Raw genomic sequence first — 23,072 nt, 5'->3', positions numbered from 1 at the left:
AGCAAGGATTACGGTGTAAGAGACAATTCCCACGATAAGCGCCACCGCCAAAATCGGCTTTAGGTAAAAAGTTACTCCGAGGGCGATAAGTATTGAAAGAAACTGGGGCGCGAGGTCTATGACAATACGGCCGATTATGGTCTCCAGCGAAAACGCCGCGCGGTTTATTTTCTCACCCATCTCGCCTACTTTGCGAGATTTATGATACGACATCGGCAAAGTTAAAATGTATCCGACTCCGGCGGCCCAATAATCCACCCAGACCTTGTTTGAAAAGTTCTCACTCTTTATATTAATCTGCCAGTCCACCGAATATGTGATTATCTGAACCGCTGTCCAGATGATGAGAAGCCAAGCAAAAAGAGGCAAAACGACATCCAAAAACGAAAATGAACTGGGTGTGATAATGGCGTCAAAAAACCGTCCAGCGACAAGCGGGATTGTGCCGTTTCCAAAAGCAGAAACTATGCCAAGGGCCGATAAAACAACGGTTTCCCTTCTATATTTTTTCAAATACTTCTTCAGCACCCCCAAACTGGCCCACAGCCCTTCTTTTGTGTTTTTAGTTTTTTCTTCCATGTTTGTTCACTTTAGTGAGCTTTTTTCGGTTATGCAGTAAGGATAACATAAAATAGTAAATCGCGACCACCGCGTTTTTTTTAAATCGTTTTGAGAGATTTTTGGAACTCACTTCCAAAATTTAGAGGCAAAAAAGTTGACATGTTCGTGTTATAGTGATATGTCTTGATGTAGAAGCCCAAAACCACCTAAGAAAAAGTAACTGCATATGGACGAGATCATAATCAAAAAGCTGGATACCAGTTTGTGGGAGTATCGCTGGAGCGTGCGAGTCAAAGGTGTACTTGAACATGCGTGTAACGCCGAGAGATTCATTGATGTATACAGGATTAGTGCCACAACACGAGGTGGCCTGTTGAAGTATCGCAATTTTGGAGTGAAGAGTTTGAATGAGGTGGAAAGAGGGTTACAAGAATTTGGTCTCCCCTCTTTAGATTCATCGCGACAAGTTGTCAAGCTTTACGACAGCAAGGTCGGGTGTATTAAGTCCAGTGTCGGGGAGGTCAGCTTAGTTATTCCCGACGGTCTCGCTCACAGGGTATTACAAGACATTTTGCGGGGATTAGGCAGACAGCATGACGACGAAACGGTTCGTCGTGTCTTGGATATAGTTAGAAGCGATTAGTTCCCAAAGTCAAAACCGACCTCTTCCCTTCGGACTATAGTCGGTTTTTTCATACTCCTCCATTTATCTCGCGCTTTGAGTTACGTAAGAACATCACAACTTTACACCAATTTTTTCTCGGACGATTTCCATTTTGGATTGGGCCTTGGCGCGGGCTTTTGCTCCGCCTTCGCGGAGGATGTTTTTGACGGATTCAATATCAGAGGCAATCGATTCCCTCTTTTCTCTCATGGGTTTTATAAACGCAATCAGGTCTTCAATAAGCGCCTCCTTAAGGTCCTTGTACTTCCCTTTCTTTTCTTCGTATAGCGCCTCCAGAGACGTTTTGTCTCGTACAAGCTCGTGAATGGCATATACATTTTTCGGCACTCCACCCCCCTCCTTCGCTGAAGCTTCGGCGGGCGAAGCGGAGTCTGTTACAATGCTCATAACAGCTTTTTTGATTTCCTCATCACTGGCAAAAAGCGGGATAGTGTTGCCGTAGCTTTTGCTCATCTTTTGTCCGTCAATGCCTGGTACGGTTTTGACATTATCAAGTATCAAACCTTCTGGCAATTTAAAGGTTTCACCAAATATGTGATTGAATTTTTCCGCTGTATCCCGCGCGATCTCAATATGCTGCTTCTGGTCATGCCCTACCGGTACTAAATCAGCGTCGTAAAGCAAAATATCCGCCGCCATAAGAAGCGGATAGTTAAAGACCCCGGCATTTATCTCTTTGCTTCTCGCCTCTGCGTCTTTAAACGCGTGCGCACGCATAAGATAAGGCATTGTGGTGATGGTTTCAAATATCCATGCCAATTCCGTATGCTCGGGAATGTCGGATTGTTTGTAAATCAAGACCTTTTTCGGATCAAGTCCGATGGCGAGATAGTCAATGGCCACGTCCAAAATATTTTGTCGCATCTCATCGCGGTTTTGCGTCGTAGTCAAGGCGTGATAATCAGGGATAAAAATCATGCAGTGGTGGCTTTCCTGCAGATCAGCAAATTGCTTCATGGCTCCGAAAAAGTTCCCGATATGAGGTCTTCCGGAGGGTTTTACGCCTGAAAGAAGTGTCTTTTTGGTCATACGTTAATAATAACAAACATACGCCGTATTACCAGACCTTTGACTCTACTCACTTCTACCTTTTCCATCCCAAACTATTCGCTTATTCGTACGAATAAGACCTGTCGCAAATCTCAAATGCGGTCAGTTGCAAGCGGTAACAAAGAAAGAAACCCCGCAAGTTATTATTGTTTTCAAATAAGGCAATGTTTTCGCAAAAAAACACTCCGATTTGGCCGGAGTGTTTGTGTGTTACAAACGCGGGGAAGCTAAAGGGCTACATTCTGACAATCCAGAAGCTTCCTGAATGTCGGCGATTTTTCATGGAGCTCTTCAAAGGAGTTTCCTATCGCCTCTATTTGCCCTTCGCCGGCTTTTAAAGTTCCCGCGCGACGAAGGATGATGAATTTGTTGCACAAACTTCTCACCGTGCTTAGACGGTGAGCTATGATGATGGCGCCGACGCCTCCTTGAAGGGCGGCCGAAATCCCCTCTTGAACCTCTTTTTCGGTTATTGAATCAAGACTTGACGTTGGTTCGTCAATTATCATAAACCTTGGTTTTTTGAGTATTGCCCCGGCTATCATTATTCTCTGGGCTTCTCCGCCGGAGAGCTTGATGCCGTCTCGGCCGACTTTCGTAAGAAGGCCGTTGTGAAGGCGTCCTTCAAAGTTCACCCTCATCTTTTCGGCAAACTTCCAGAGATTTTCCGAGTTGATGACCGACAGCTCTTCGCTGTTTAAGCCGTACGTCAGGTTGTCGCGGATTGTTCCGTCAAAAATAATGCTATTTTGCGGAATGTATCCGAGCTTCTTTCGCCATTCCCAAAGGTCAATGTCTCTAAGGTCGTGGCCGGAAACTCTTATTGTGCCTGTTTGCGGGTCCATGCTCCTAAGAAGCAGGTTCATAATCGTGGATTTGCCCGAGCCGGATGGCCCGATAAGCGCGACTTTTTCTCCCGGGTTTACGCGGAAACTTATGCCCCGCAAAACGTGAGCCAGTTTTTCCGTCTCGCCGGTTTCTCTCGCTTCCATGACTGAAGGTTCGTAAGAAAAACCCACGTTCTGAAACTCTACGGAAACAGATGGTTCACCATTCAACCGTATCGCATTCTCCTTTACCACAACCTTTGGTTTTAGTGTGAGTGTGTCTATCATGGCCTTGATAGAAGGGATATGATAGCTCACGTTTCTCTCAAGCATCCCTACCCTCCGCAGATTTTCAGAGAGAAAAGTACTCCACGTTACTGTCGCATAGAGAGTCCCTATGAGCCAGTTCCCGACAAGCACTTCGTGAATGCCGTAAAGAATGATTCCGAAAAGAGCAATACTGGAGAAGTCGTCCCTCCTTATCGCTTTCTTGATGTACTCCACCCAGAAATCGCGATCTTCGCCGGCAATGCTCCTGAATTCGCCGTCCATCTCTTGAAGCTCGGTTTTTTCTCGGGTGTTTATTTGGACCCATCCGACATTGTCCCATCTGGAGAAGCGTCGCCTATTTAGACGTCTATACCTTCTGTCCAAAGGCACGCAAACGCGCATGACCTCTTTGTTCAATAAGGCGGCTATAAGCAAATAGCCGGCCATTACCACGGTCATTACTGCTCCGCAGATCGGGCTAACTATGGACAGAGCGACAAAGGCCGCCAGTATGGACAAAACGGTCGGAATGGCATCAAAAAGAACAATGCCAAAAACCGTAAATATACGTCCTCTGGCTTTCTCAACATTGCCCGCCGTTAAATGCGAACCGTCTTGCACGTGCTGTCCTATGGACTTTTCAAAGAAAAGTTCCGTGATTCTGTCGTCCAGTTTTCCTATGGCAAGCGCCTGAAAGTATTCCAATGCCCTGCCGTGTAGAAACCCAGCCATTCTTCTTGCCAGAAAAAGAAATGCGAAGACCGCAAGTCCCATGTAAACAAACGGCATATTCATCGTCTGCAAACCGCTAAATATGGCGCTTATTGCCGCGGGTTTTAGCATGGCGGTCGTGGATAAAAAGACAGCCCATCCTAAGACCCTGCGAGCATAACGCCGCGCAACTTCATCAGTCATTTCCTTCCATAACCACGAGAATACCGCGCCTGTTTGTTTTAAGGACTTGAAATAGTCCTTTAGCGTCTCTGGCGCCACCCTGCTATCAGCTATATCTGACATAACTTCCTTTCTATGTTTGTTTTTGTGTTTTTGTCAAAGACCAAAAAAATATCCTGCTTTTTTAAGGCAAGATATGAGAAGGATTCAAGTAAAGAAATGTTGGAACTTAAATACTTTAAATATCTAACCTTATTTTTCTTCCATGCTTGGAAGTGGAAACGCCAACGCCAAAGGCGCTCGCTGTTTCAATATGTTCAGTAATGTTTAGATTTTTATTCATTGCATTTGCATTATAACATTGTTATGTTTTTTACGCAAATTCCACCCCTGTATCCCCTCTTCGGGAGTGTAGAAAGTTGACGCTCATCTGTGTTATATTATATACAAATGGTTCAAGTGCAATTCAATCAGCCGGAACTTCTGCCGGCAAGAGTCCTCCCTGTCAGGCGCGGTCTTACGGGTTGGCTTGTGGAGAAAAAAATCGTGTCGTCCGAAAAAAAAGCGGTTGAAGTTTCGGTTTTGGTTTCGGTGATTTTCTTGGTTTTGGGAATCTACCTTATGGCGAGAGGCGGAGCTTTCTCTTTTCTTGAGCCCACGGCGCCACAATACGAAGTTCCTATTGACAACAATTTAAATCCTTATGACTTGTCGCCATAAAAAATTTTATCTTTCAAGCGGGAGACGCGGGTTCACTCTTGTTGAACTTCTGGTCGTTATGTCAATAATCTCGCTTTTGTCAGGGGTCGTTTTTGCAAGCTTAAGCGATGGTCGCGAGAAGGCGCGCATGGCCGGAGGCAAATCGCTTATGGCTCAGGCAGACCATGCCTTAGGATACGAAACGGTGATGAGCTTGGCTTTTGACGAGGGCTCCGGTTCCTCTGTAGCAGATAACGCGGGCAATAACGGAGGGACAATAGTAGGCGCGATTTAGCAAACTGAAAGTCAATGCGGACTTTTAAGCGGTAGCTGTTTGCGCTTTGATGGCGTTGACGACTACGTGGAGCTTAATCAGTCCTTGAGGGACCCTAACACTTTTGGCGGCACATTTAATGGTAAATCCAGCATTTCGCTGTGGATATACCCGACGCGCGAAGTCGGAGTTGACGGCGAGACGATTCTCCGCAGGATAGGAGGCCTTCATTATCTGGAATATTCGAGCGATGTGGATAGGCGTCTGCAGATTATGGTTCGGTGCAACCCCGCAAATCCTCCTTGTCATTCCGGAGGAAACCACTGGCCCCGTTCTTACGCCGTGATACCGAGAGACAAATGGACCCATGTTATTTTCGTGCTTGAGCCCGGAGTTGGCTGGCGTTTTTATATTGACGGCAAATTAGACCGCGCCGAATCGGTTCCTCAAGTAGTGATAATTGATTACGGAGGCCCTTCCCGACTGGGATATAAACTTACGGAGTCCTACGCTAACTTTGAGGGAATGATGGACAATGTTCGTGTTTACGCCGATGCTTTGAGCAGTTCACAAGCAAAAGCTCTTTACGAGAAAGAGAAACCGAAATACATCTTAGCTTCTTTTTAATACCGCAACCGATTAGGGATTTTTGTAAAAGGTTTGAGGTGTTATAAGTTTAAGGCAGTTCAAAAGAAAAGACAGAACCTTGATTTTTACCTTTTGATTCGGCCCAGACGCGTCCTCCGTGCGCCTCAACAATACTTTTCACAATATAGAGTCCGTAGCCACTGCTTTCGGTGTTCGTCTTTAAAGCGTCCTTGCCTCGTCCACCCTCTCTAAATAAAAGAGGCAGTTCGTCTTTGTCTATTCCAATACCCATGTCAGAGACCGAAAATACGGTTTTTCCTGCCTTTTTGAAAAGAGACAAAGTGATTTCACCCGCGGGCGTATACTTTATGGCATTGTCTAACAAATTTCTCATCGCGTGTTCAATTTGGGATTTATCGCCATTTATAACAAAGTCGCCGTCTTCAACTTTCGTTTTAATGGTCAGGTTTTTATCTTCCGCCTCCGCTCTGCCCTTTTGGACGACATCTTCAAATATGGGTCGCAAGTCAAAGTCCTTCTTTTCATATTGCAGAGTCCCCTTGCGAATATTTGCCGCTTTCAATATATCCTGAACGATGTTAACGGCTTTTGTGTCGGAACGAAATCCCTCTTCCAGATAAGGTTTGGCTTCCGTAGGTATTTTTCCCAGATCGCCCTCAAGCAAAGTGGCGAAAATATTCCTTGACTTTGTAAAGAATCCCTTAATTTGGTGGGTGATGAAGTGAATAAGGGTTGTTTGCTGTTCGTTCGCCTCTTCCAGGTCCTTAGCAAGTCGTTCTATCCTCTCCCGTTGCCGGACTTCTCTTAACACGTTCCTTATCAACAAAAAACCAAAAAGGAGCACCAAAATAAAGACGCTTAATTGGAAGGAGATTGCTTCCCAAGAGTCAGCAAAAATGACTTCAATCAAAGTTACCACGGCCAACACAAAGGTCAGTATTGAAACCGCAACCACCTTCAAATCAAACAGGCGGTGCTTAATCACGGCATAAGCTGTTAACGCTATAAATGGCAAAGTGAATAAAGCGGCAAAGGGAATAAAGTAAGTATTGTCAAAAAAAGCGGGAAGTATCAGATTAAATACTATTATAAGCGAATAAGTTATGATAACTCCAATAAGAACGTATACTAATTTGGTTCTTTCGGTTGATTTTGAACTAATTATACGACTAAATAAAACATACATACCCCCAATCACTAAACTAATTGAAATTATTGCAAATGCGATAACACCAGGTGCGTTTTGAACGCTGGTCACGCGTCCGTCAACAAACCCAGTTACTTCCTTAAAGACAAGCGGTGTCAAAGTAAAAAATGATGTCAGGACAACTATCGGCAGGAACACAACCCAATATATTTTCGGAAACTTAACTTTTTCTTTTGGAACAACATAAAGCATGTTAAACAAAGCAAGAGCGTACCAAACAGCAAAGAAAACTGATATTCGTAGAACCCATATAACCACCTCTGGTTTGTCAAATTGATAAGTTAAATAATTAAAAATTCCCCACAAGACAGCGAAAATTGAAAGTGGCAGAAAGGACTGGTGGGTTATACTGTGGGGATTGTTGATGTACACAACAAAACCAAGTATGCCTATTGCGGCCACGGTCACTCCGAGTAATAAGAGATCTGTGTTTGGTAACAGGGTTTCCAGTATTTTCATGTTAGCTATATTCTAACAGATAAGTCCCTTGTGGAAAGAAGGAAAGTTTAAAACCCTCCCTCTTTCTTAACATTACTTCGCTCTTTTGGTCGTATCGCAAGTTGGAAAATACCGCAGAGTTCAAAAAAACCGGAGAGTTCCAAAACTCTATAGAAGGCGGTAGTATTCTCCAAAAACTTCTGTACCCATCATATTCAATGGATGATTGACTGATGCGGCGAGTCAGGTTTTCCAAATTATGTGATAAATGCTTTACATGATGGCGAAAAAGAGAGTGAAAAAGTATGTCAAATTTATAGTCCCCCAAGAGTACCGGTAAGTCAAATACATCAACAGAGGTCAGAAGTACAGAGTATTTCGCTTTTTTTTGTCCCTGAATTTTACCTTTAAGATTATTTGCCCCAACGAATTCGTCAACATTTATATGCAGTGTTTCCAAGCTACTTAAGTTTCGTTTTGCAAAATCAATAGCCACACGCTCCGTATCAAACCCCACAAAAGTAACGCTGTGGGGAAATTTATCGCTCTCTAACCTTTTCAGTACTTGCCTTTCTATCTCCATTGGACCACATCCAAAACTGGCCACAACAACGTCTCTACTTTGGCTTTTGATAAACTGGACAAGTCGATTGACCAATGGTCGAATAAAATAGGGAAATCTGTCCTTTTCAAAAAGTATCATCTGTTTATAGAATTCCGCTTTCCAGCTTGCATTATTGAAGTCCGTCAGCTCCAGAAGTTTTACTCCATCAACTTGTGAACAGTGAAAAATAAACCATCTCAAGAACGAACGGTAAGAAAGTAGCGCTGTAAAAAAAGCGATATTCGCGTCAATAGCGTATTCTTTATTTTTATCCTCGTCTCGCTTCAGTTCTTTAAGGTTGCCGATTATTTCTTCTATTTCTTCTTGCCTTTTGTTAGAAGTGGTGCGATTCATTTTTGTACTATTTTTATAACTGGCTCCTTTCGTGAAGAAGTGGCTGAGGGCGGTTTGGCGACGCCGATGCGAAAAGTTAGTCCGATAACCTCCTCTCCTCTCGCGTCAAAGTGTTTTCTAATTGTCTGGTTGGAGTTTTCAACCAATGCGATATGCTTCCCCGTAAACCCCTTTCGCTCTCCGGAAGTAAACTTTTCAGCCAAAAATACAATACCGGTTACAATTTGAAAGCTTAGTCCAAGTTTTGTGCACAAAAGCCAAGTTCTCTGAAGCATACGCCCCGCTTCTACAAAGGCCTTTGCAGTCGTTTCGCTCATAATAATCGCTCCCAGCGCGCCTGACGAGCTGTAAACGGAAGCATTTCCAAATGCCGCAAATCTTGAAAATCCCAAAGCGTTAAACACTTTCATTATAGGCCAATATTTAATAAGACGAAAGACCATGCCTGCCGGCGAAGGCAGTTCAAGAGTTTTTAAGTAAAGTCCGCTTTTTTTTTCTTTCTCTTCAGTTTCACTCCAGACAATATCTTTAAAAAACAACCTGTGCAGGGTTTCGTTTTCAAGAGCCACTCTTTCCATGACACTAAAGGCCGGTGCCAGACCGGAAATCTCTCGCCTGCCACTTAAAAGAATTAATCTGCAGAACTGATTTCTCGCACCGCTTAGCAATGCTGCCTTTTTTTCCTCCGATATCGGATCTTTCTCATAAGGCCTGCGGTTAGTTCGGCTGGATCTGATGAATTCATAAAGCTCGTCCTCGTCAGGATCATTTTTCTCAAACAGAATTTCAGCAATAAAGTTGGGTTGGCTTTGGCCGTCAGGAAACAGTTTGATTCTCGCTGTAAAACCATTTTTTTTTGAAGTGATTGATATATTTTCCAACAGTGCGCCAACGGCTATGTAAGTTCCTCTCCAGCGGAAATTCAGAACAAAGTTGTCTTTTTTCAAGTCAGCAAAAACTTTGAGGACTCCTGACTGTCTACTAAATTCAAAATGCCACGGTTGCAAATTGTCGCCGGACGGCGCGTAAACTGCTTCGCTTAAAATGACTTTTAGAGTTTCCTGTGTCATAGTTCTACACTTCTTCGTTCTTTAGTAGTTGTACCACCGCGTCAACTGAAGAAGCGGGATTTTCGTCTTTATCAATGACTGCTGCCCGCTGGCGGATCTTTTTCACCAATGATCTCGCTTCCTTTCCGGCTTTGTCTAAACCGCGAAGCTCAACCGCTTGCGCGCCGGCAAGCAAAAGAATAGCCGTTAGATACCGCAGATTTGAAACAGCGTCTCCAAGATCGAGAGCCGCGTGCGTGCCCAAACTGTTTACATCTTGATTATCCCCCTCGGTTGGGATCATAAAATTCTGATGAGCCACGGCGAGCTTTCTGTTTTGCACAACCAATGAGGCGGCGGCAATTTGGATAGGTCTAAAACCGCTATAGAGCCCCGGTTCCCTTACGAGATTTGCGGGTAATCCTCTGCTTCTGCGCTCGTTTACCATATTGGCGAGAATTGCGTGAAGCCATGCTGATGCCTGGGCTATCTCCATTTTCAAGATATCGGAGCCTTGACTTATATAATAACCCATGAAATTCGATCCCTGCAGAGCTCTCTTGCTTTTGGTGTCAACAACGGGGTTGTCATTTACGGAATTCATTTCCGATTCAATCCACTGCCTGACACGTCCCATATTTTCCTTGAAGGTACCGAATCCTTGCGGTATTGAGCGTACCGAATAGCAATCCTGTAAGAAAATCTCCTGTGGGTCCGAAGCGTTTCTTTTTTGCGCGCCTTTGTCTTTTCTCAATTGGTCCAATTTTCGCACAAGCGAACTCCCTCTCCAAAAGTCGTTCATGATGGCGTTGACTTCTTGTGACCCCGTGTGCAGTTTAACTTTGTGAATCAGCGCATCATATCCGCTATCAATGACTAAAAGGCCTTCTAACGACAAAGCCACTGCCTTAAGCATCTGTCCAAACAGCCTTTCCAAATCGTAAAATGCCAAAGATGCGGCGGCTGTCATAAAGGAGGTGCCGTTTATAAGCGCAAGTCCCTCGCGAAGCTCGGGGCGCAGAGGAATTATTTTAAACTTGTCCAACGCCTCGCTGGCGGGCAACTTTCCATCCCTCAAATTTACCGGCGTATTTTCACCGACAATGGCGCAAGCGATTGCAGATAAGGGCACAAGGTCGCCACTTGCGCCAATAGAACCGTACCGCTTTACAACCGGGTGAATGGAATTTTCAAGAAGCGCAAGTAGCTTCTCAACGACTTCGACTCTCACTCCTGAAAATCCGAGAGAAAGGCAATGTGCTCGCAATAACATGGCGGCCCTTACGATATCTTCTGACACTTCCGGGCCGATGCCGCAATTGTGCGAACGTATAAGGTTAATTTGCCTTTGTCTTACCGAGGAGTCGTAGTCCTTTTGACTGGCGGTAAGCGCTGGTTCAATATAGTTAACTTGGCCTCCAAATTGAGTATTTATTCCGTAGATTAAAAGCCGCTTTTCATGCAGTTGCTGAAGGAAGTCGTTTGATTCATTTAGCGCTTTCTTCCCCTGCGAACTTATCTTTACCTGCGTGCCCTCCCGCGCCACGGCTTTGCAATCCTCAATTTTAAGGGTCTTCCCTTTCCCTATTTCAACCGCTTTCTTAATTTGTTCAATCATTGTTTGTAATTCTAGACTTTTTGCCCTTAGTGAAAACAAGTCCCGGCCCCTTGTTTTTCCAAAGTAGCGAGTCGCCGTTTTGCATGAAGTGAATTTTCGGCAAGGCCTTTCTCCCTATGGCTGATTTCAGCTTCTTGTATTCAATGTTTACTTGTGACAGATATTCGGCAAAAACATCTGAAGCATTTCCAAACCTGGCCGCCTGCTTTTCGGCCCTCGGCAACATTTCAAGGCGTATGTGTAAAGTTTGTCTTTTGCTTCCGTGTGTTGTTTTATTATAAACCAAAAAACTTCCCGACAAAAGGTTTTTGAATGGAGCCCTTTTAATACAGGAGATTATATGTTCAGGATAAATATTCAGGGCGTAGAGCGTTACTGCGACGTCAGTGCGTCCAAAGGTAGAAATGACTGGCATTTTATTCCAGCCGTTAAACTTTCGGCCAACATCCGGCAGTTTCCACTTCTCTTGCAGTTTGTTCAAGTCAATGATTTTTCCCCTGTCGTGAATATTGTACCGTATAAGAGGCGACGCGGTAGGCGCTGTTATGAGGAGCTCTCCCCCTTTTGATTCCTCAATGAAAAGCATTCGCGGGTCATACTGCAGTATGGGAGGTATTTCTTTCACTTCGCCAAACAATGAACAGGCCAAAGCCCGATCTTTCTGTGCTTTTCGGCGTAGGGCTATGGTTAACGGCGTTTCGAATGCCAAGATGCCGGTATCAGCAGAACCATAAACGCTTACGATATGATGCGGTTTTTTAATATTGGCAAGCGCCCCTATATCGTCTCGCCACTTTTCAGTGAAAGAGTCGCCGGCCGTTAGTATGTAGAGGTTTTTCGGAATATCAATTTTGCGCTTTTTTACTTCCAGTAAAACATCGGCTACAAAAGGGGGGTAACCCGCAATTACAACGTTTTTAAATTGAGGACATAGCTTTTTGAAAACGTACACTGTATCTGCTTTGTCAATGCTTGGAGTGACAGCCGTGATTTTGTATCCCTTTTGGGAAAGGCCACGACAAGAGGCCAGAGTATAACTGCCTGCCACCCACAGCCCCATAGAAAAACAGATTATTACCAGTGTTTCGTCACTCTTGCCTATATTCCAGATGTCCCGAAAGATAACTTCGTGGCTTTCCACTCCGATTCTTTCCTGCTCACTTCCCCTAAACCAAAAGGTCGGCTTTCCAGAAGACCCTGAACTGGCGTATGCAAAAGGAGGCAAAACTTCTTTGGGAAAAAGTTTCTTCAATTGAAAAGCTCGGAAATAACTGTTTTTATCGGTTTCAGGCAAAGCAAGAAAATCTTTGTCGAAATTCGGCACTTTAGCTCCTTTTAGCTTTAAAAACTCGCGGTATGCCGGGACGTTTTTGGCTGTTTGACGCGCCAATGCTAAAAAATCCAGATTCTTTAAGGGAAGAAGCATAAAATTATACTCTATTTTCAAGAGCACGCTCTAAATCCGTAACGTATTTTCCTGATGGCAGTTTTTTCCCGCTGCTTATTTTGCGCAAAGCCAGAGATATTGACGCGCCGGCAACCGAAGCGGCAGTCCCGAGCTGTGGAACTCCCGCGAGCGTTCGACCTATTTCACCAACCGACTGTGTCATTCTCTCTGAAAGATGCCTCCGGTCTATTATTTTTGATGTCAGTTCAAACCATTTCTCTCTGTCAACTTTTTTTAAGGACTCAAAATCCCATCCGTCTAAGGCACCGAGGAACGGCTCTGTCTCCGGCTCTAAGTCATACCGTTCCACGTCCAAAACGGCTTTGTCCCCCACTTCTGTGGCCATTAAAACAGGGATTCCGTTTTTCTTGCAAATTTCCCTTGCCCGGTACTTCATCTCAAGGGAATCCATCTCGTCAATAAACGCGTCAAGTTTCGGCTCCATCATAAATTTCTCAATGTTTTTCTCGTCCAAGCCACTGTCATAAGTTTCTAAATGCAAAAACGGGTCAAGTTCATAGGCGCGCCAAGCCGCCACTTCCGTTTTTAATTGCCCAATGTCAAGCAAAGTGCCTCTTATACGATTTAGATTAGTTGTTTCCAATCGGTCAAAGTCGGCAATTTTAACACTTTGAGGACCGCCACTTATGTTTAGGTTTTCCAATATAGCCGAGCCGACCGAAAGTCCCGCTATGCCGATGCGGAGATTTCTGTATGATTGTTGCTCCTCTTTGCTTATTATGTTCTTGTTCCTTGCCGTCCGCAGTTCAAAATATGCATCACTGCTCACCATCTTCACAATCAGCTCTTTCCATGGAAAATAAATCCAAACGGACTCTACCGGCGGAGATTTTAAAAATTTGCTTTCCCCATCAGGAAACCTGATTTTGTTAGCCACGTTGGGATTTCTGATATTGAAGAGCTCTTTCAGTTGCAATTCAAAAACATCCAAATTCCGCAGTCCGGGATTTTCAACTTTCAGTTTTCTATAACTCTCTTCGTCTTTGCAAATTATAGGGACGAACACTTTTTTATTATAACATATTAAAATGTGTTCTGACAGGGTATGTTTCAGTTATATGCCTTCTCTCTTAAGGGTTTCAATGGTTTTCCTTGCCTCTTTTGAAAGCTTTTTTGGAAGGTCAATGTTTACTCGGATAAGCAAATCGCCTCGGCGACCGCTGTCGGTCGGCACCCCTTTTCCTTTTACTCTTAATATCTCGCCAAAACCTATACCTGCCGGTATTTTTATGGTAATGGTGTTTTCTTCAAGGGTCTTAAGAGTGTACTCGTCGCCTAAAATGGCGCTTGTTAATTTCACGTTAAGGTCGGTTACGATGTTGTTGCCTTCTTTGCGGTAGAGAGGGTGTTTGCCGACATGTATTTTAACGTAAAGGTCTCCCGAGACCCCGCCAGCTACGGCTTCGCCCGCGCCGGAAAGACGTATCATCTCTCCCGTGTCAATTCCCACGGGGATTTTTATAGAGACCTCTTCTTGCTTTCGCAGGACGCCTCTGCCTGCGCAATTTCCGCAGATGTCCTTTGGTACTTTTCCACGACCCATGCATGTTTCGCAGGGTTTAACAGTGGAAAAAGAGCCCATTATGGAGCGACGTGTTTCGTGAATTTTACCCTTTCCGTTGCAAAGAGAGCATGTCTTCATGTCTTGAGGGTTCTTGGCGCCACTACCGCCACAAATATCACAAGCCGACACTTTATTTAAAAGAATTTTCCTCGTAACGCCGAAAATCGCTTCTTCAAAAGAAAGTTCAACGTCCATTGAAATATCTCGGCCCCGTTTTGTCCTGCTTCTGCCTCCGCCTCCGAAAAATTCGCCAAAAAGGTCGCCAATATCAAATTCCACGCCTTCTCCCCCGCCAAATCCGCTCTGACGCACGAAATCGGAAAAGTCAAAACCGCCGAAACCGCCCCCCTGACTACCGCCTGCTGAAGTATCGGAAAATACACGTCCGTAAGCGTCGTATTCGGCGCGTTTTTTGTCGTCTGAAAGTATCGAGTATGCTTCGCTTGCTTCTTTAAATCTCGTCTCGTCTCCCCCACCCTTGTCCGGATGGTATTTATGCGCCATTTTTCTGAAGGCTTTTTTTATTTCGTCTTTTGAGGCGGACTTGTCCACTCCCAGAACTTCATAATAGTTTTTTGACATATTTAGATTATACTCTCCTTTTTGGATATTTCAAGTGGAATTCATGAAATGTGGGGAAAAACCGAGAAAAAAACACAGAGTCAATCAAAAACCGGCCGGTCCCTTTCGGAACCCGACCGGTTTTTTTCCATTTACCTTGAATTACGAAATGGTGTTGAGGCGAGGTTTGAGAGGCGCCTTCGGAGGCGCGGCCGGCGCCGGAGAGAGAAGATTTTTAGTAAAAAATCTTCGTGCGCCGCGAAAACCTCGGCGAAAAAGACATTTCGTAATTCACAGATTTACAACATCTACACCTCTTTATCCCTTCTTCTCTTCCCCCTCGTCTTTTCCCTGTCCCGAGGAATTAGAGGGATTTTCCTCCTTCACTTCGGCATCTCTCACATTCCCGTCCTTCTTCTCCTCCGTTTGGTTATTGTTTCTTGTATCTTGGTTATTGCTCGCATTCATATGCGGGCCAATTTTTTGCATTTCCACGGACAGCGCTTCGCTTGCCGATTTTATAGCGCCCACGTCTTGTCCGTTTTGCGCGGTTTTAAGCGCGGCGATTTTTTCTTCAATGGTTTTCTTTAAATCCGCCGGCACTTTTTCGCCCGCGTCTTTGAGGGACTTCTCCGCCGTGTAGGATAGCTGTTCGGCCAGATTTTTGGCTTCCACCAACTCTTTTTTCTTTTGGTCTTCCGCGCTGTGAGCTTCCGCCTCTTTCTTCATTTTTTCTATTTCATCTTGCGAAAGCCCCGAAGACGCTTCAATACGGATTGACTGTTCTTTACCCGATGTTTTGTCCTTGGCTTTGACATTTAAAATACCGTTTGCGTCTATGTCAAAGGTTACTTCTACCTGTGGCATCCCGCGAGGCGCCGGAGGGATTCCATCCAGAATAAATTTTCCGAGGGATTTGTTGTCAGGAGCCATAGGTCTCTCGCCTTGAGTAATATGTATTTCCACCTGAGTCTGGTTGTCGGCGGCCGTTGAAAAGGTCTGCGAGCGCGAGGTCGGTACGGTAGTGTTTTTCTCAATAAGTTTTGTAGCCACTCCGCCCATTGTTTCAATTCCCAAAGAAAGCGGAATAACATCCAAAAGCAAAATGTCCTTCACGTCGCCACCGAGTATTCCCCCTTGAATTGCCGCTCCTATTGCCACCACTTCGTCGGGGTTTACGCCCATATGCGGTTCTTTGCCAAAAAATTCTTTTACCGCCTTTTGAAGGGCGGGCATTCTGGTTTGACCGCCGACGAGTATGACTTCGTTTATTTCTCCCACTTTAAAAGGCGAGGCCTCCATGGCCCGTTTTGTAATATCCATGGCTCGCTCCACAAATTCTCCCGCCAACTCTTCAAGTTTGGCGCGGGTCATTGTTACAAGAAGGTGCTTTGGTCCGTCCACTCCTGAAGTGATAAATGGAATATTTATCTCTGTCTGGGTTGCCGTTGAAAGTTCAATTTTCGCTTTTTCGGCCGCTTCGTCCAGTCGCTGGAGAGCCAGAGGGTCTTTGCGTAGATCAATAACGTTTTCTTTTTTAAACTCGTCAGCGAGCCAGGCGACTACTTTTGCGTCAATGTCTCTACCGCCCAAATGCGAGTCGCCGTCCGTGGATTTGACTTCAATGACATCGTCGCCGACTTCCAAAATAGAAACGTCAAAAGTACCACCTCCAAAGTCAAAGACGGCGATTTTTTCCTCTTTCTTTTTGTTAAAGCCGTACGCGAGCGCGGCGGCGGTCGGCTCGTTTATAATTCGTTTTACGTCAAGACCCGCAATTTTGCCCGCGTCCTTTGTGGCCTGCCTTTGGCTGTCGTTGAAATATGCCGGAACGGTGATGACTGCTTCGGTAATTTTTTCGCCGAACCGCGCTTCCGCGTCCGCCTTGAGCTTGCCTAAAATCATGGCTGAAATTTCTTCAGGACGAAGCCATTTGTCGGCCATTTTTACTTCAATGCTTCCCTTGTCGGATTTACGCGTTTCAAAGGGTACGTTTTTAATATCCTTCTGAACGCCCGCCTCGTCGTAAGTGTGACCGATAAAGCGTTTGATTTGGTAGACGGTGTTTTTGGGATTGGTAACGGCCTGACGTTTGGCGAGAAGACCCACAAGCCGTTCGCCGGTTTTTGATTCGGCAACTATTGAAGGCGTTGTACGCGCGCCTTCGGCGTTTTCAATTATCTTCGGCGTTCCTCCTTCCATAACCGCGATTGCGGAAAAGGTGGTGCCGAGGTCGATTCCGAGTATTTTTGACATAGTTTTATTTGATTACTAATCTGCTAATGATACAAATTCAACAAATGACCGTGAATGAGTATGGAACATGTAACATGGAACATAAGAAATCCGGAAATTCTGGTGCTACATGCTCCATGTTTCGTGTTCCATGGGGCAGTTGACAATATACTGGTAATAGTATATAATGTCAAGAGGTAGCCGAACAATTCAAATAGGAAGGAGAAAATGATTACTCCCATAGTTGCCTGTATGATACTCGCGGTAGGATGCTTCATTTTAGCATACTACAACAAGAGATTGCAGAAGAGGATTGTGAAGTGTGAGTACCCCGAAGATATCGTCGCACAGCAGCTCAAGACATTGAAGTTCATCAGACGGGGGTTCTTGGCATTCGGCATAATCTTTACGGTTTTTGCCGCTATGTACTTACTGTCGCCTTGAATTAGGGTGCCATCGCCCCTCTCATCACGGCCTGTTCAAGAGTTTCAACTCGCGAACGGGCCGTTTTTTGTTTACGAACACCTCAAGCGATTGGGGTGTTTTTTTATTCCTTGATTTCAGTTCTTCAACACCCCTCCGCCCTCTGGGCACCTCCCCTCGTCTGAGGGGAGGTGGGGTCAAAAGAAATATCTATACATTCTTTCTTCCTCCCCTCCTCATCCGAGGAGGGGTGACGCATTCTGATGCGACGGGGTGGTGTGCTTTCTATTCTAACGCACTTTGTATCTTCATTAACACCCCATCAATGTTTGTATTCACTTCACTATCCCAGAATCTTATTATCTTGCATCCAACACTCTCAAGATATTCCGACCTCATCTTATCGTAGCCAGAGTCAATATGTTGTGAGCCATCCAGTTCAATGATGAGTTTCTTTTCCGGACAATAAAAATCCACTATATACTTCCCTATTCCGTGTTGGCGGCGAAACTTGTGCCCGAGTTGGTTACCTTTCAAGCGAGACCACATAATAATTTCCTGCGGTGTGGCGTTATTTCTTAACTTCTTTCTCAATGATTTGTTTTCAGATAGGTTGTGAATTGTTCGCATAATATGGTACTTCAACACCCCTCCGCCTCGCAGACTCGGCACCTCCCCTCATCTGATGGGAGGAAGGGGCCCTTGTCATTTGTGACACAAAAAATTTTAGGTTATCAAAATATGGAGAGCGGTAGGAATCCTTAATCCTTAATCCTTTATCCTTAACGTCAGAATAAGAAATATCCGACGGTAAGTAAAGCGTAGAACTTTCTTTTCTGCGTGGATTCTGCGTCAAGTCTGCGTCAAGTCTGCATATTTCCGTCGCGGAAATGACTCGCCAGCAGAGTTCCCCGTCAATTAACGCAGTAGCAAAAAGCACACGAAAAGAGCGGCCATCCTCCGCGCGGATCATTTTTTCATGTATTTGCTGGTTGAAATATGATGACGTAAGCATGGTTACAAATTTTTTAATATTGAAAGCATTTGCTTGTCAAAAGTCAAAATCGGAGAATTCATTTGTTTTGCCAAATATATTATCGTGGCATCTGCAAAGGAAATTTTCTTGTTCAATGCTTGAAAGAATTCTATATCGCGCTTTATAACTACCGGGGCGAAAAGGGTTGATTCGGTGGACGCTGTGAGGTCAATCAAGAATCTTTGCGAAAGTGCTGTTCCGACGCGGTATGCCAAAATCGTAGCTACTTCCTCCACAACATACGGATGAATAACTATGGTTTTTGGCATGCTCGCCAGTTTATTTGCTATGATCTTAGCCTGACCGTGCTGTGAATCGTTTGTCAGATACAGGGCAACCAAAAAACTGCTGTCTATTATTATGGATCTATGCTCCATATAAAACTCTATCTATCTCTTTAGACAGATTCCGGTTTTTTCTGCCTCCGCTTACGGCATGTTTTAGCGCAAGCTCAAAAAAGGACCCCGCTTTTTTTTCCTTAGAGGACTTAGGATATGCTATGTATTTTTTCAGTTTTTTGTCCATTTAGAGATTATAGCATTTATTCGGATAGGTCGTAAATAATGACTTTTGCCGGACGAAGCACCTTGTCACCTAACCGGTAACCTTTTTGGGATACTGATGCAATCTTGTGATCACTTTCCTTATCCTCGGTCTTCTCTGAACTCACGGCATCATGCTCTGCGGGACTAAATACATCACCTGCTTTGGGAGAAATAATTGAGAGTCCGTGTGTCTGAAGCGAGGAAACGAGCTGATTGTAGATATATTCCACGCCCATTCTCCAATTTTTGTCCGCCTTTTCCCATACTTCCTTGTTTCCCATGGCCATATCAAAACTGTCAAGTACCGGAATGATGTCGGCGAGAACATTTCCCGTAGCGAATTTGATGAAATTCTTCTTATCCTCCTCGTCTCTTTTGCGCAAGTTCACAAAATCCGCCTGGGATTTCTGCCAGCCGGTCAGATATTCTTGCCTTTCCTTCTCACATTCCTTCAATTTTCCTCGCAGTTTTTTTACCGTTTCCTGAAATGACTCTTCGGCAACAACGGAGTCGTCTAGTGTGTCATCAGATTCAATTTTTATATCATCCTCGTTGTCTTGTTGTTTAGGATTATGTTCATCGGGCATTTTTTTAGTTGAATTAGCGGTGGTTGTTTACCTCTTAGACCACTGCGGAGCTTTTCGAGCTTTTTTCAATCCGAACTTGCGTCGTTCTTTGGCTCTCGGGTCTCTTTTCAAAAACCCGAGTTTTTTGACTTTTTTGCGAAGCTCCGCGTTTTGCAACACTAAAGCTCGAGCAATCGCGTGCCTAAGGGCTTCCGCTTGACCATGGCTCCCTCCCCCTAATATTTTAGCTGTTACCTTAAATTTGGTTGGTAGCTTTGTTTTTGTAAAGGCCTCAAGGGCTATTCTTTGCAATTCCTCGTCTTTAAAATACGAGTCAAGTTCGCGTTCATTTATCGTAAGCGACTGTTTGCTTGATGGAAAAAGACGCACGCGCGCGATGGCTGTTTTCCTTCTCCCAACTGCTTCAATGTATTTTATTGGCTGTTCTTTCATTTATTTTATTATTCATTAATTACAAGTCGTTTCATTCTCCCTTTATGCAGTTTATTTTTAGGCATCATCCCCTGTACAGCTTTTCTTATCACACCGGCAAAGCCGTGCCTTTTCATGTATGAACTCATGTTTTCAATTTTGAGTCCGCCCGGATATCCGCTATATCTCACATATTCGGTTTCTTTTTTTCTTTTTAAAGTAACGTCGGCTTTTGAAGCGTTCAGTATGAGAACTTCGCTTTCTCCCGAAATATTTTTCCTGAAAGACGGAGAATTTTTTCCCATAAGTATGGAGGCCGCCTCGCTCGCGACCCTGCCTATTTTTTTGTCTTGTGCGTCAATTGTGTGTTTCATAGCGTGTAGCGTGTGGCGTGTAGCATGTAGCGTCCAAATTTATCTTTTCTGACGTTATACGTTACGCGTTATACGCTTTGCGTTTTAAACAAATTCTATTATGGCCATTCTTGCTCCGTCGCTTTTTCTTGTCGGCAATTTGACTATTCTCGTGTAACCGCCGGCTCTTGTCTTGTATTTAGGCGCTATTTCATTAATCAATCGGCTGACTGAAAAGTCCGTTCCTAAACGTCCCTTCAGCAAACGTCGTGAAGCCAAAGAATCAACTTTGGCTCTGGTAACCAACTTCTCAACAAAAGACCGCATTTCCTTTGCTTTGGCTTCAGTAGTCGTTATTTTTTCATCACGGATTAAGTTCGCTATAAGCGACTTTAAAAGGGCCTTTCTTTGTCCCTCTTCTCGGCCGAATTTTCTGTTTTGGTTTGAATGTCGCATGATGTCAGTTCATAAAGTTTATCAAGCTAAAAGTTTATAAAGTATTCCTCTTCCTGTCCTACTTGATGGACTTTACAAACTTGATGGACTTTCTACTTCAGTGTTATCCCATATTCCTGCAGTTTCTTCTTTATTTCCTGAACACCTTTACTGCCAAGTCCGTCAATATCCAAAATGTCCTCTTCTTTTTTCCTGGCGAGACCCCCGACTGTTCTTATGTTGGCGTTTGACAGGGCGTTTGCGGTTCTCTGTGAGAATCCCACTGTTTCAATTCTTGTCTTTAATATATCCGGGTCAATCTCTTTTTTGTCACTCTCGCCGTCCTCCGGTGTGTCTTTTTCCTCTTTTTCTACAGCCGGTTCCTCTTTTTCCTCTACAAAACCAACGATTGCTTTGAGCTGGGCGATCATTATGTTTATGGACTTTTCCAGGGCCTCCTTTGGCGTTATGGTGCCATCTGTTTCAATAAAAAACTTCAAACGGTTAAAATCAGTTCTGTTTCCCACGCGCATGTTTTCAACTTCATAGTTGACTCTGCGTATCGGCGTGAAAATGGCATCCAGCGTGATAGAGCCAATAGGAACTCTTTCCCTTTGTATGAGCTCTTTGGCAACATATCCAAGACCTTTTTCCACTGTCATTTCAATTTCCAAAGAAGCGGACTTGTCAGTCAAAGAGGCAATGTGCATTTCCGGATTTAAAATCTTTGCTTGGCCGGGCACCTCTATGTCGCCGGCTGTAACTTCCTTCGTCCCTTTGATTTTCAAAGAAAGAGTTTGCGGTTCGTCTGTCAAAAGAAGAATCCTGACCTTTTTCAGATTCAGAATAATTGTTATTACGTCTTCCTTTATTCCGGACAGTGTTGAAAACTCGTGTTCGGCTCCTTCTATTTTTATATTTGTAATAGCCGCGCCCGGAAGTGAAGACAGTACTATTCTTCTCAAAGAATTACCAAGGGTATGCCCATACCCCGGATAAAGACCGTCTATTTCATATGTTCCCTTGAATTCTTCTTCCTTTACTATTTTCGGCTTGGAAGGAAGAGCTATTTTTTGTTCATGCATACCTTTTGTGAATTACGGTTATTTATAAATTTGTATAAATATTATATCTTATCCTGTCAAAATTGGCAACCTTTTGATGTTACATGTTTCGTTTTACATGTTACAAGAGTTACCTCTTGTAAAATTCCAAAATCATGGATAAATCAACGGGAAATTCGGACGGTACGAGCTTTGGCCTACCTTGAATTTTCGCTTCCTTTTTGCCAATATCCAATCCGATCCATGCGGGAGTAGCCGGCGCCTCCTTCAGGCGTTCATCTAAACCATCAAAAAGCGGCTTTTTCCTGCTTCCCTCTTTTATAGACAAAACATCACCCACCGAAACCTCGTAAGAAGGGATTGTTACTTTTTTGCCTCCGACCGTAATATGCCCATGGTTTACCATTTGTCTTGACGCTTGTCTGGTGGGAGCAAATCCTAAACGATATATTACGTTATCAAGACGTCTTTCCAATTTGTCGTACAAAAGCTCGTCCTGATTCTGGCCGCTTTTTGCAAGCACGAAATGGACGTATTTTGCAAACTGTCGCTCACCTACTCCGTATAGAAAACGCGCTCGCTGTTTCTCAAGAACCTGAATTCCGAAATCGCTTTTCGGTCTGGGTCTCGATGCTTTCCTTCCCTTGCGCTCGCTTCGCAAGGCGAATTTAGAGGTCTGCGTCTTATCAAAAATGAAAGAACCGAGACGACGCGCTATTTTATATTTTGATTTGATTTGCATAAAGCGTATAACGTGTAGCATCAGAATTCAATTTTTCCGGCGTTACACGTTACAAGTTAAACGTTTTTCGATTAGACTCTTCGGGGCTTCGGCGGTTTAGGTCCATTAAAAGGCACGGGAGTCGCGTCTTTTATTGAGGTTAGGGTGAATCCTTTGGAAGCAAAGCTTCTTATGGATGACTCTCTGCCCGAACCGACACCTTTTACGATAACCGCCACCTCCTTCATGCCGACCGCATTGGCTTTTTCGGCAAGAACTTCGCCGACCTTAGCGGCCGCAAAAGGAGTACCTTTTTTCGCGCCTTTAAAGCCCAAGGCGCCACTTGAAGAAGCGGCCAAAGCATTGCCCTTGGGGTCGGTTAAAAGAAGAAGAGTGTTGTTGTATGTTGATTGCACGTATAAAATACCGCTTTCCGAGCGTTTTCTTGTTGATTTTCCGGATGATTTCACTTGTCCGGATTCACTATCCCCTTTTGTCGCAATTCTTTTTTTACCCATATTTTAAACTTA

The 23,072-nt window shown here is 44.3% G+C and carries 25 protein-coding genes; 4 read left to right on the top strand and 21 right to left on the bottom strand.

Annotated features, from left to right (window positions below; all coding sequences use genetic code 11):
• Nucleotides 1-579: ABC transporter transmembrane domain-containing protein (locus tag Q8P86_03080; protein MDP3996649.1), on the bottom strand; the 579-nt coding region annotated here is incomplete at its 3' end.
• 208 nt (nucleotides 580-787) lie between these two features.
• Between Q8P86_03080 and Q8P86_03075 the strand changes: the two genes are divergently transcribed.
• Nucleotides 788-1,204, top strand: a complete 417-nt coding sequence (locus Q8P86_03075; protein MDP3996648.1) for a hypothetical protein — start codon at nucleotides 788-790, stop codon at nucleotides 1,202-1,204.
• A 93-nt stretch (nucleotides 1,205-1,297) separates the two neighbouring features.
• On the opposite strand, the gene trpS is transcribed toward Q8P86_03075, so the two are convergent.
• Together trpS and Q8P86_03065 are read right to left on the bottom strand one after the other, a co-directional pair.
• Nucleotides 1,298-2,275, bottom strand: a complete 978-nt coding sequence (trpS, locus tag Q8P86_03070; protein MDP3996647.1) for a tryptophan--tRNA ligase — start codon at nucleotides 2,273-2,275, stop codon at nucleotides 1,298-1,300.
• A gap of 248 nt (nucleotides 2,276-2,523) precedes the next feature.
• Nucleotides 2,524-4,410 (bottom strand): ABC transporter ATP-binding protein, encoded by a 1,887-nt coding sequence (locus tag Q8P86_03065; GenBank protein ID MDP3996646.1) that lies wholly within the window; start codon nucleotides 4,408-4,410, stop codon nucleotides 2,524-2,526.
• 327 nt (nucleotides 4,411-4,737) lie between these two features.
• Between Q8P86_03065 and Q8P86_03060 the strand changes: the two genes are divergently transcribed.
• From Q8P86_03060 to Q8P86_03050, 3 genes are read left to right on the top strand one after another with little or no spacing between them, the layout of a single operon-like run.
• Nucleotides 4,738-5,007 carry a hypothetical protein gene (locus Q8P86_03060; protein MDP3996645.1) on the top strand — a complete coding sequence of 90 codons (270 nt, stop codon included), beginning with the start codon at nucleotides 4,738-4,740 and terminating at the stop codon, nucleotides 5,005-5,007.
• A gap of 58 nt (nucleotides 5,008-5,065) precedes the next feature.
• Nucleotides 5,066-5,281: a hypothetical protein gene (locus tag Q8P86_03055; protein MDP3996644.1), complete on the top strand. Its 216-nt coding sequence runs from the start codon at nucleotides 5,066-5,068 to the stop codon at nucleotides 5,279-5,281.
• A 39-nt stretch (nucleotides 5,282-5,320) separates the two neighbouring features.
• Nucleotides 5,321-5,887, top strand: a complete 567-nt coding sequence (locus tag Q8P86_03050; GenBank protein ID MDP3996643.1) for a LamG domain-containing protein — start codon at nucleotides 5,321-5,323, stop codon at nucleotides 5,885-5,887.
• A 49-nt stretch (nucleotides 5,888-5,936) separates the two neighbouring features.
• Here the strand turns inward: Q8P86_03050 and Q8P86_03045 are convergent, their stop codons facing one another.
• From Q8P86_03045 to rpsK, 18 genes are all read right to left on the bottom strand, one after another.
• On the bottom strand, nucleotides 5,937-7,535 hold the full coding sequence (locus Q8P86_03045; protein ID MDP3996642.1) for an ATP-binding protein: 1,599 nt from the start codon (nucleotides 7,533-7,535) through the stop codon (nucleotides 5,937-5,939).
• Nucleotide 7,536: 1 nt separating this feature from the next.
• On the bottom strand, nucleotides 7,537-8,472 hold the full coding sequence (locus Q8P86_03040; GenBank protein ID MDP3996641.1) for a hypothetical protein: 936 nt from the start codon (nucleotides 8,470-8,472) through the stop codon (nucleotides 7,537-7,539).
• Entirely contained in the window at nucleotides 8,469-9,542 is a 1,074-nt protein-coding gene (locus Q8P86_03035) for a hypothetical protein (protein ID MDP3996640.1), read from the bottom strand. The genes Q8P86_03040 and Q8P86_03035 overlap by 4 nt, the downstream gene beginning before the upstream one ends.
• A gap of 4 nt (nucleotides 9,543-9,546) precedes the next feature.
• Complete coding sequence (locus Q8P86_03030; GenBank protein ID MDP3996639.1) at nucleotides 9,547-11,139, bottom strand: aromatic amino acid ammonia-lyase; 1,593 nt, start codon at nucleotides 11,137-11,139, stop codon at nucleotides 9,547-9,549.
• A complete protein-coding gene (locus Q8P86_03025; GenBank protein ID MDP3996638.1) occupies nucleotides 11,132-12,565 on the bottom strand; it encodes a hypothetical protein in 1,434 nt (477 codons plus the stop codon). The genes Q8P86_03030 and Q8P86_03025 overlap by 8 nt, the downstream gene beginning before the upstream one ends.
• A gap of 4 nt (nucleotides 12,566-12,569) precedes the next feature.
• Entirely contained in the window at nucleotides 12,570-13,613 is a 1,044-nt protein-coding gene (locus tag Q8P86_03020; protein ID MDP3996637.1) for a ThiF family adenylyltransferase, read from the bottom strand.
• Between the two features lie 48 nt (nucleotides 13,614-13,661).
• Entirely contained in the window at nucleotides 13,662-14,753 is a 1,092-nt protein-coding gene (gene dnaJ, locus Q8P86_03015; protein ID MDP3996636.1) for a molecular chaperone DnaJ, read from the bottom strand.
• A gap of 297 nt (nucleotides 14,754-15,050) precedes the next feature.
• On the bottom strand, nucleotides 15,051-16,988 hold the full coding sequence (dnaK, locus tag Q8P86_03010; protein MDP3996635.1) for a molecular chaperone DnaK: 1,938 nt from the start codon (nucleotides 16,986-16,988) through the stop codon (nucleotides 15,051-15,053).
• Between the two features lie 687 nt (nucleotides 16,989-17,675).
• The gene (locus tag Q8P86_03005) at nucleotides 17,676-18,020 is read right to left on the bottom strand and encodes an endonuclease domain-containing protein (GenBank protein ID MDP3996634.1); all 345 of its coding nucleotides are present in this window, start codon (nucleotides 18,018-18,020) and stop codon (nucleotides 17,676-17,678) included.
• 387 nt (nucleotides 18,021-18,407) lie between these two features.
• Nucleotides 18,408-18,803 carry a PIN domain-containing protein gene (locus Q8P86_03000; protein MDP3996633.1) on the bottom strand — a complete coding sequence of 132 codons (396 nt, stop codon included), beginning with the start codon at nucleotides 18,801-18,803 and terminating at the stop codon, nucleotides 18,408-18,410.
• Entirely contained in the window at nucleotides 18,793-18,951 is a 159-nt protein-coding gene (locus Q8P86_02995) for a hypothetical protein (protein ID MDP3996632.1), read from the bottom strand. The genes Q8P86_03000 and Q8P86_02995 overlap by 11 nt, the downstream gene beginning before the upstream one ends.
• Before the next feature lie 16 nt (nucleotides 18,952-18,967).
• The gene (locus Q8P86_02990; GenBank protein MDP3996631.1) at nucleotides 18,968-19,558 is read right to left on the bottom strand and encodes a nucleotide exchange factor GrpE; all 591 of its coding nucleotides are present in this window, start codon (nucleotides 19,556-19,558) and stop codon (nucleotides 18,968-18,970) included.
• Nucleotides 19,559-19,585: 27 nt separating this feature from the next.
• The gene (gene rpsI / locus Q8P86_02985; GenBank protein MDP3996630.1) at nucleotides 19,586-19,990 is read right to left on the bottom strand and encodes a 30S ribosomal protein S9; all 405 of its coding nucleotides are present in this window, start codon (nucleotides 19,988-19,990) and stop codon (nucleotides 19,586-19,588) included.
• A gap of 8 nt (nucleotides 19,991-19,998) precedes the next feature.
• Nucleotides 19,999-20,343: a 50S ribosomal protein L13 gene (rplM, locus tag Q8P86_02980; GenBank protein MDP3996629.1), complete on the bottom strand. Its 345-nt coding sequence runs from the start codon at nucleotides 20,341-20,343 to the stop codon at nucleotides 19,999-20,001.
• Nucleotides 20,344-20,427: 84 nt separating this feature from the next.
• Complete coding sequence (gene rplQ, locus Q8P86_02975; protein MDP3996628.1) at nucleotides 20,428-20,778, bottom strand: 50S ribosomal protein L17; 351 nt, start codon at nucleotides 20,776-20,778, stop codon at nucleotides 20,428-20,430.
• A gap of 92 nt (nucleotides 20,779-20,870) precedes the next feature.
• The gene (locus tag Q8P86_02970) at nucleotides 20,871-21,842 is read right to left on the bottom strand and encodes a DNA-directed RNA polymerase subunit alpha (protein ID MDP3996627.1); all 972 of its coding nucleotides are present in this window, start codon (nucleotides 21,840-21,842) and stop codon (nucleotides 20,871-20,873) included.
• Nucleotides 21,843-21,951: 109 nt separating this feature from the next.
• Nucleotides 21,952-22,563, bottom strand: coding sequence for a 30S ribosomal protein S4 (gene rpsD / locus Q8P86_02965; GenBank protein MDP3996626.1), 612 nt, complete (start codon nucleotides 22,561-22,563; stop codon nucleotides 21,952-21,954).
• A gap of 71 nt (nucleotides 22,564-22,634) precedes the next feature.
• Entirely contained in the window at nucleotides 22,635-23,060 is a 426-nt protein-coding gene (gene rpsK, locus Q8P86_02960; protein ID MDP3996625.1) for a 30S ribosomal protein S11, read from the bottom strand.
• Between the last annotated feature and the right edge of the window lie 12 nt (nucleotides 23,061-23,072).

It is taken from the genome of bacterium (assembly GCA_030699905.1).
In the GTDB taxonomy this organism is placed as follows: Bacteria; Patescibacteriota; Minisyncoccia; order Phycocordibacterales.
The sequence above is the reverse complement of the archived record's forward strand: the minus strand, read 5'-3'. Positions and strand labels throughout refer to the sequence as shown.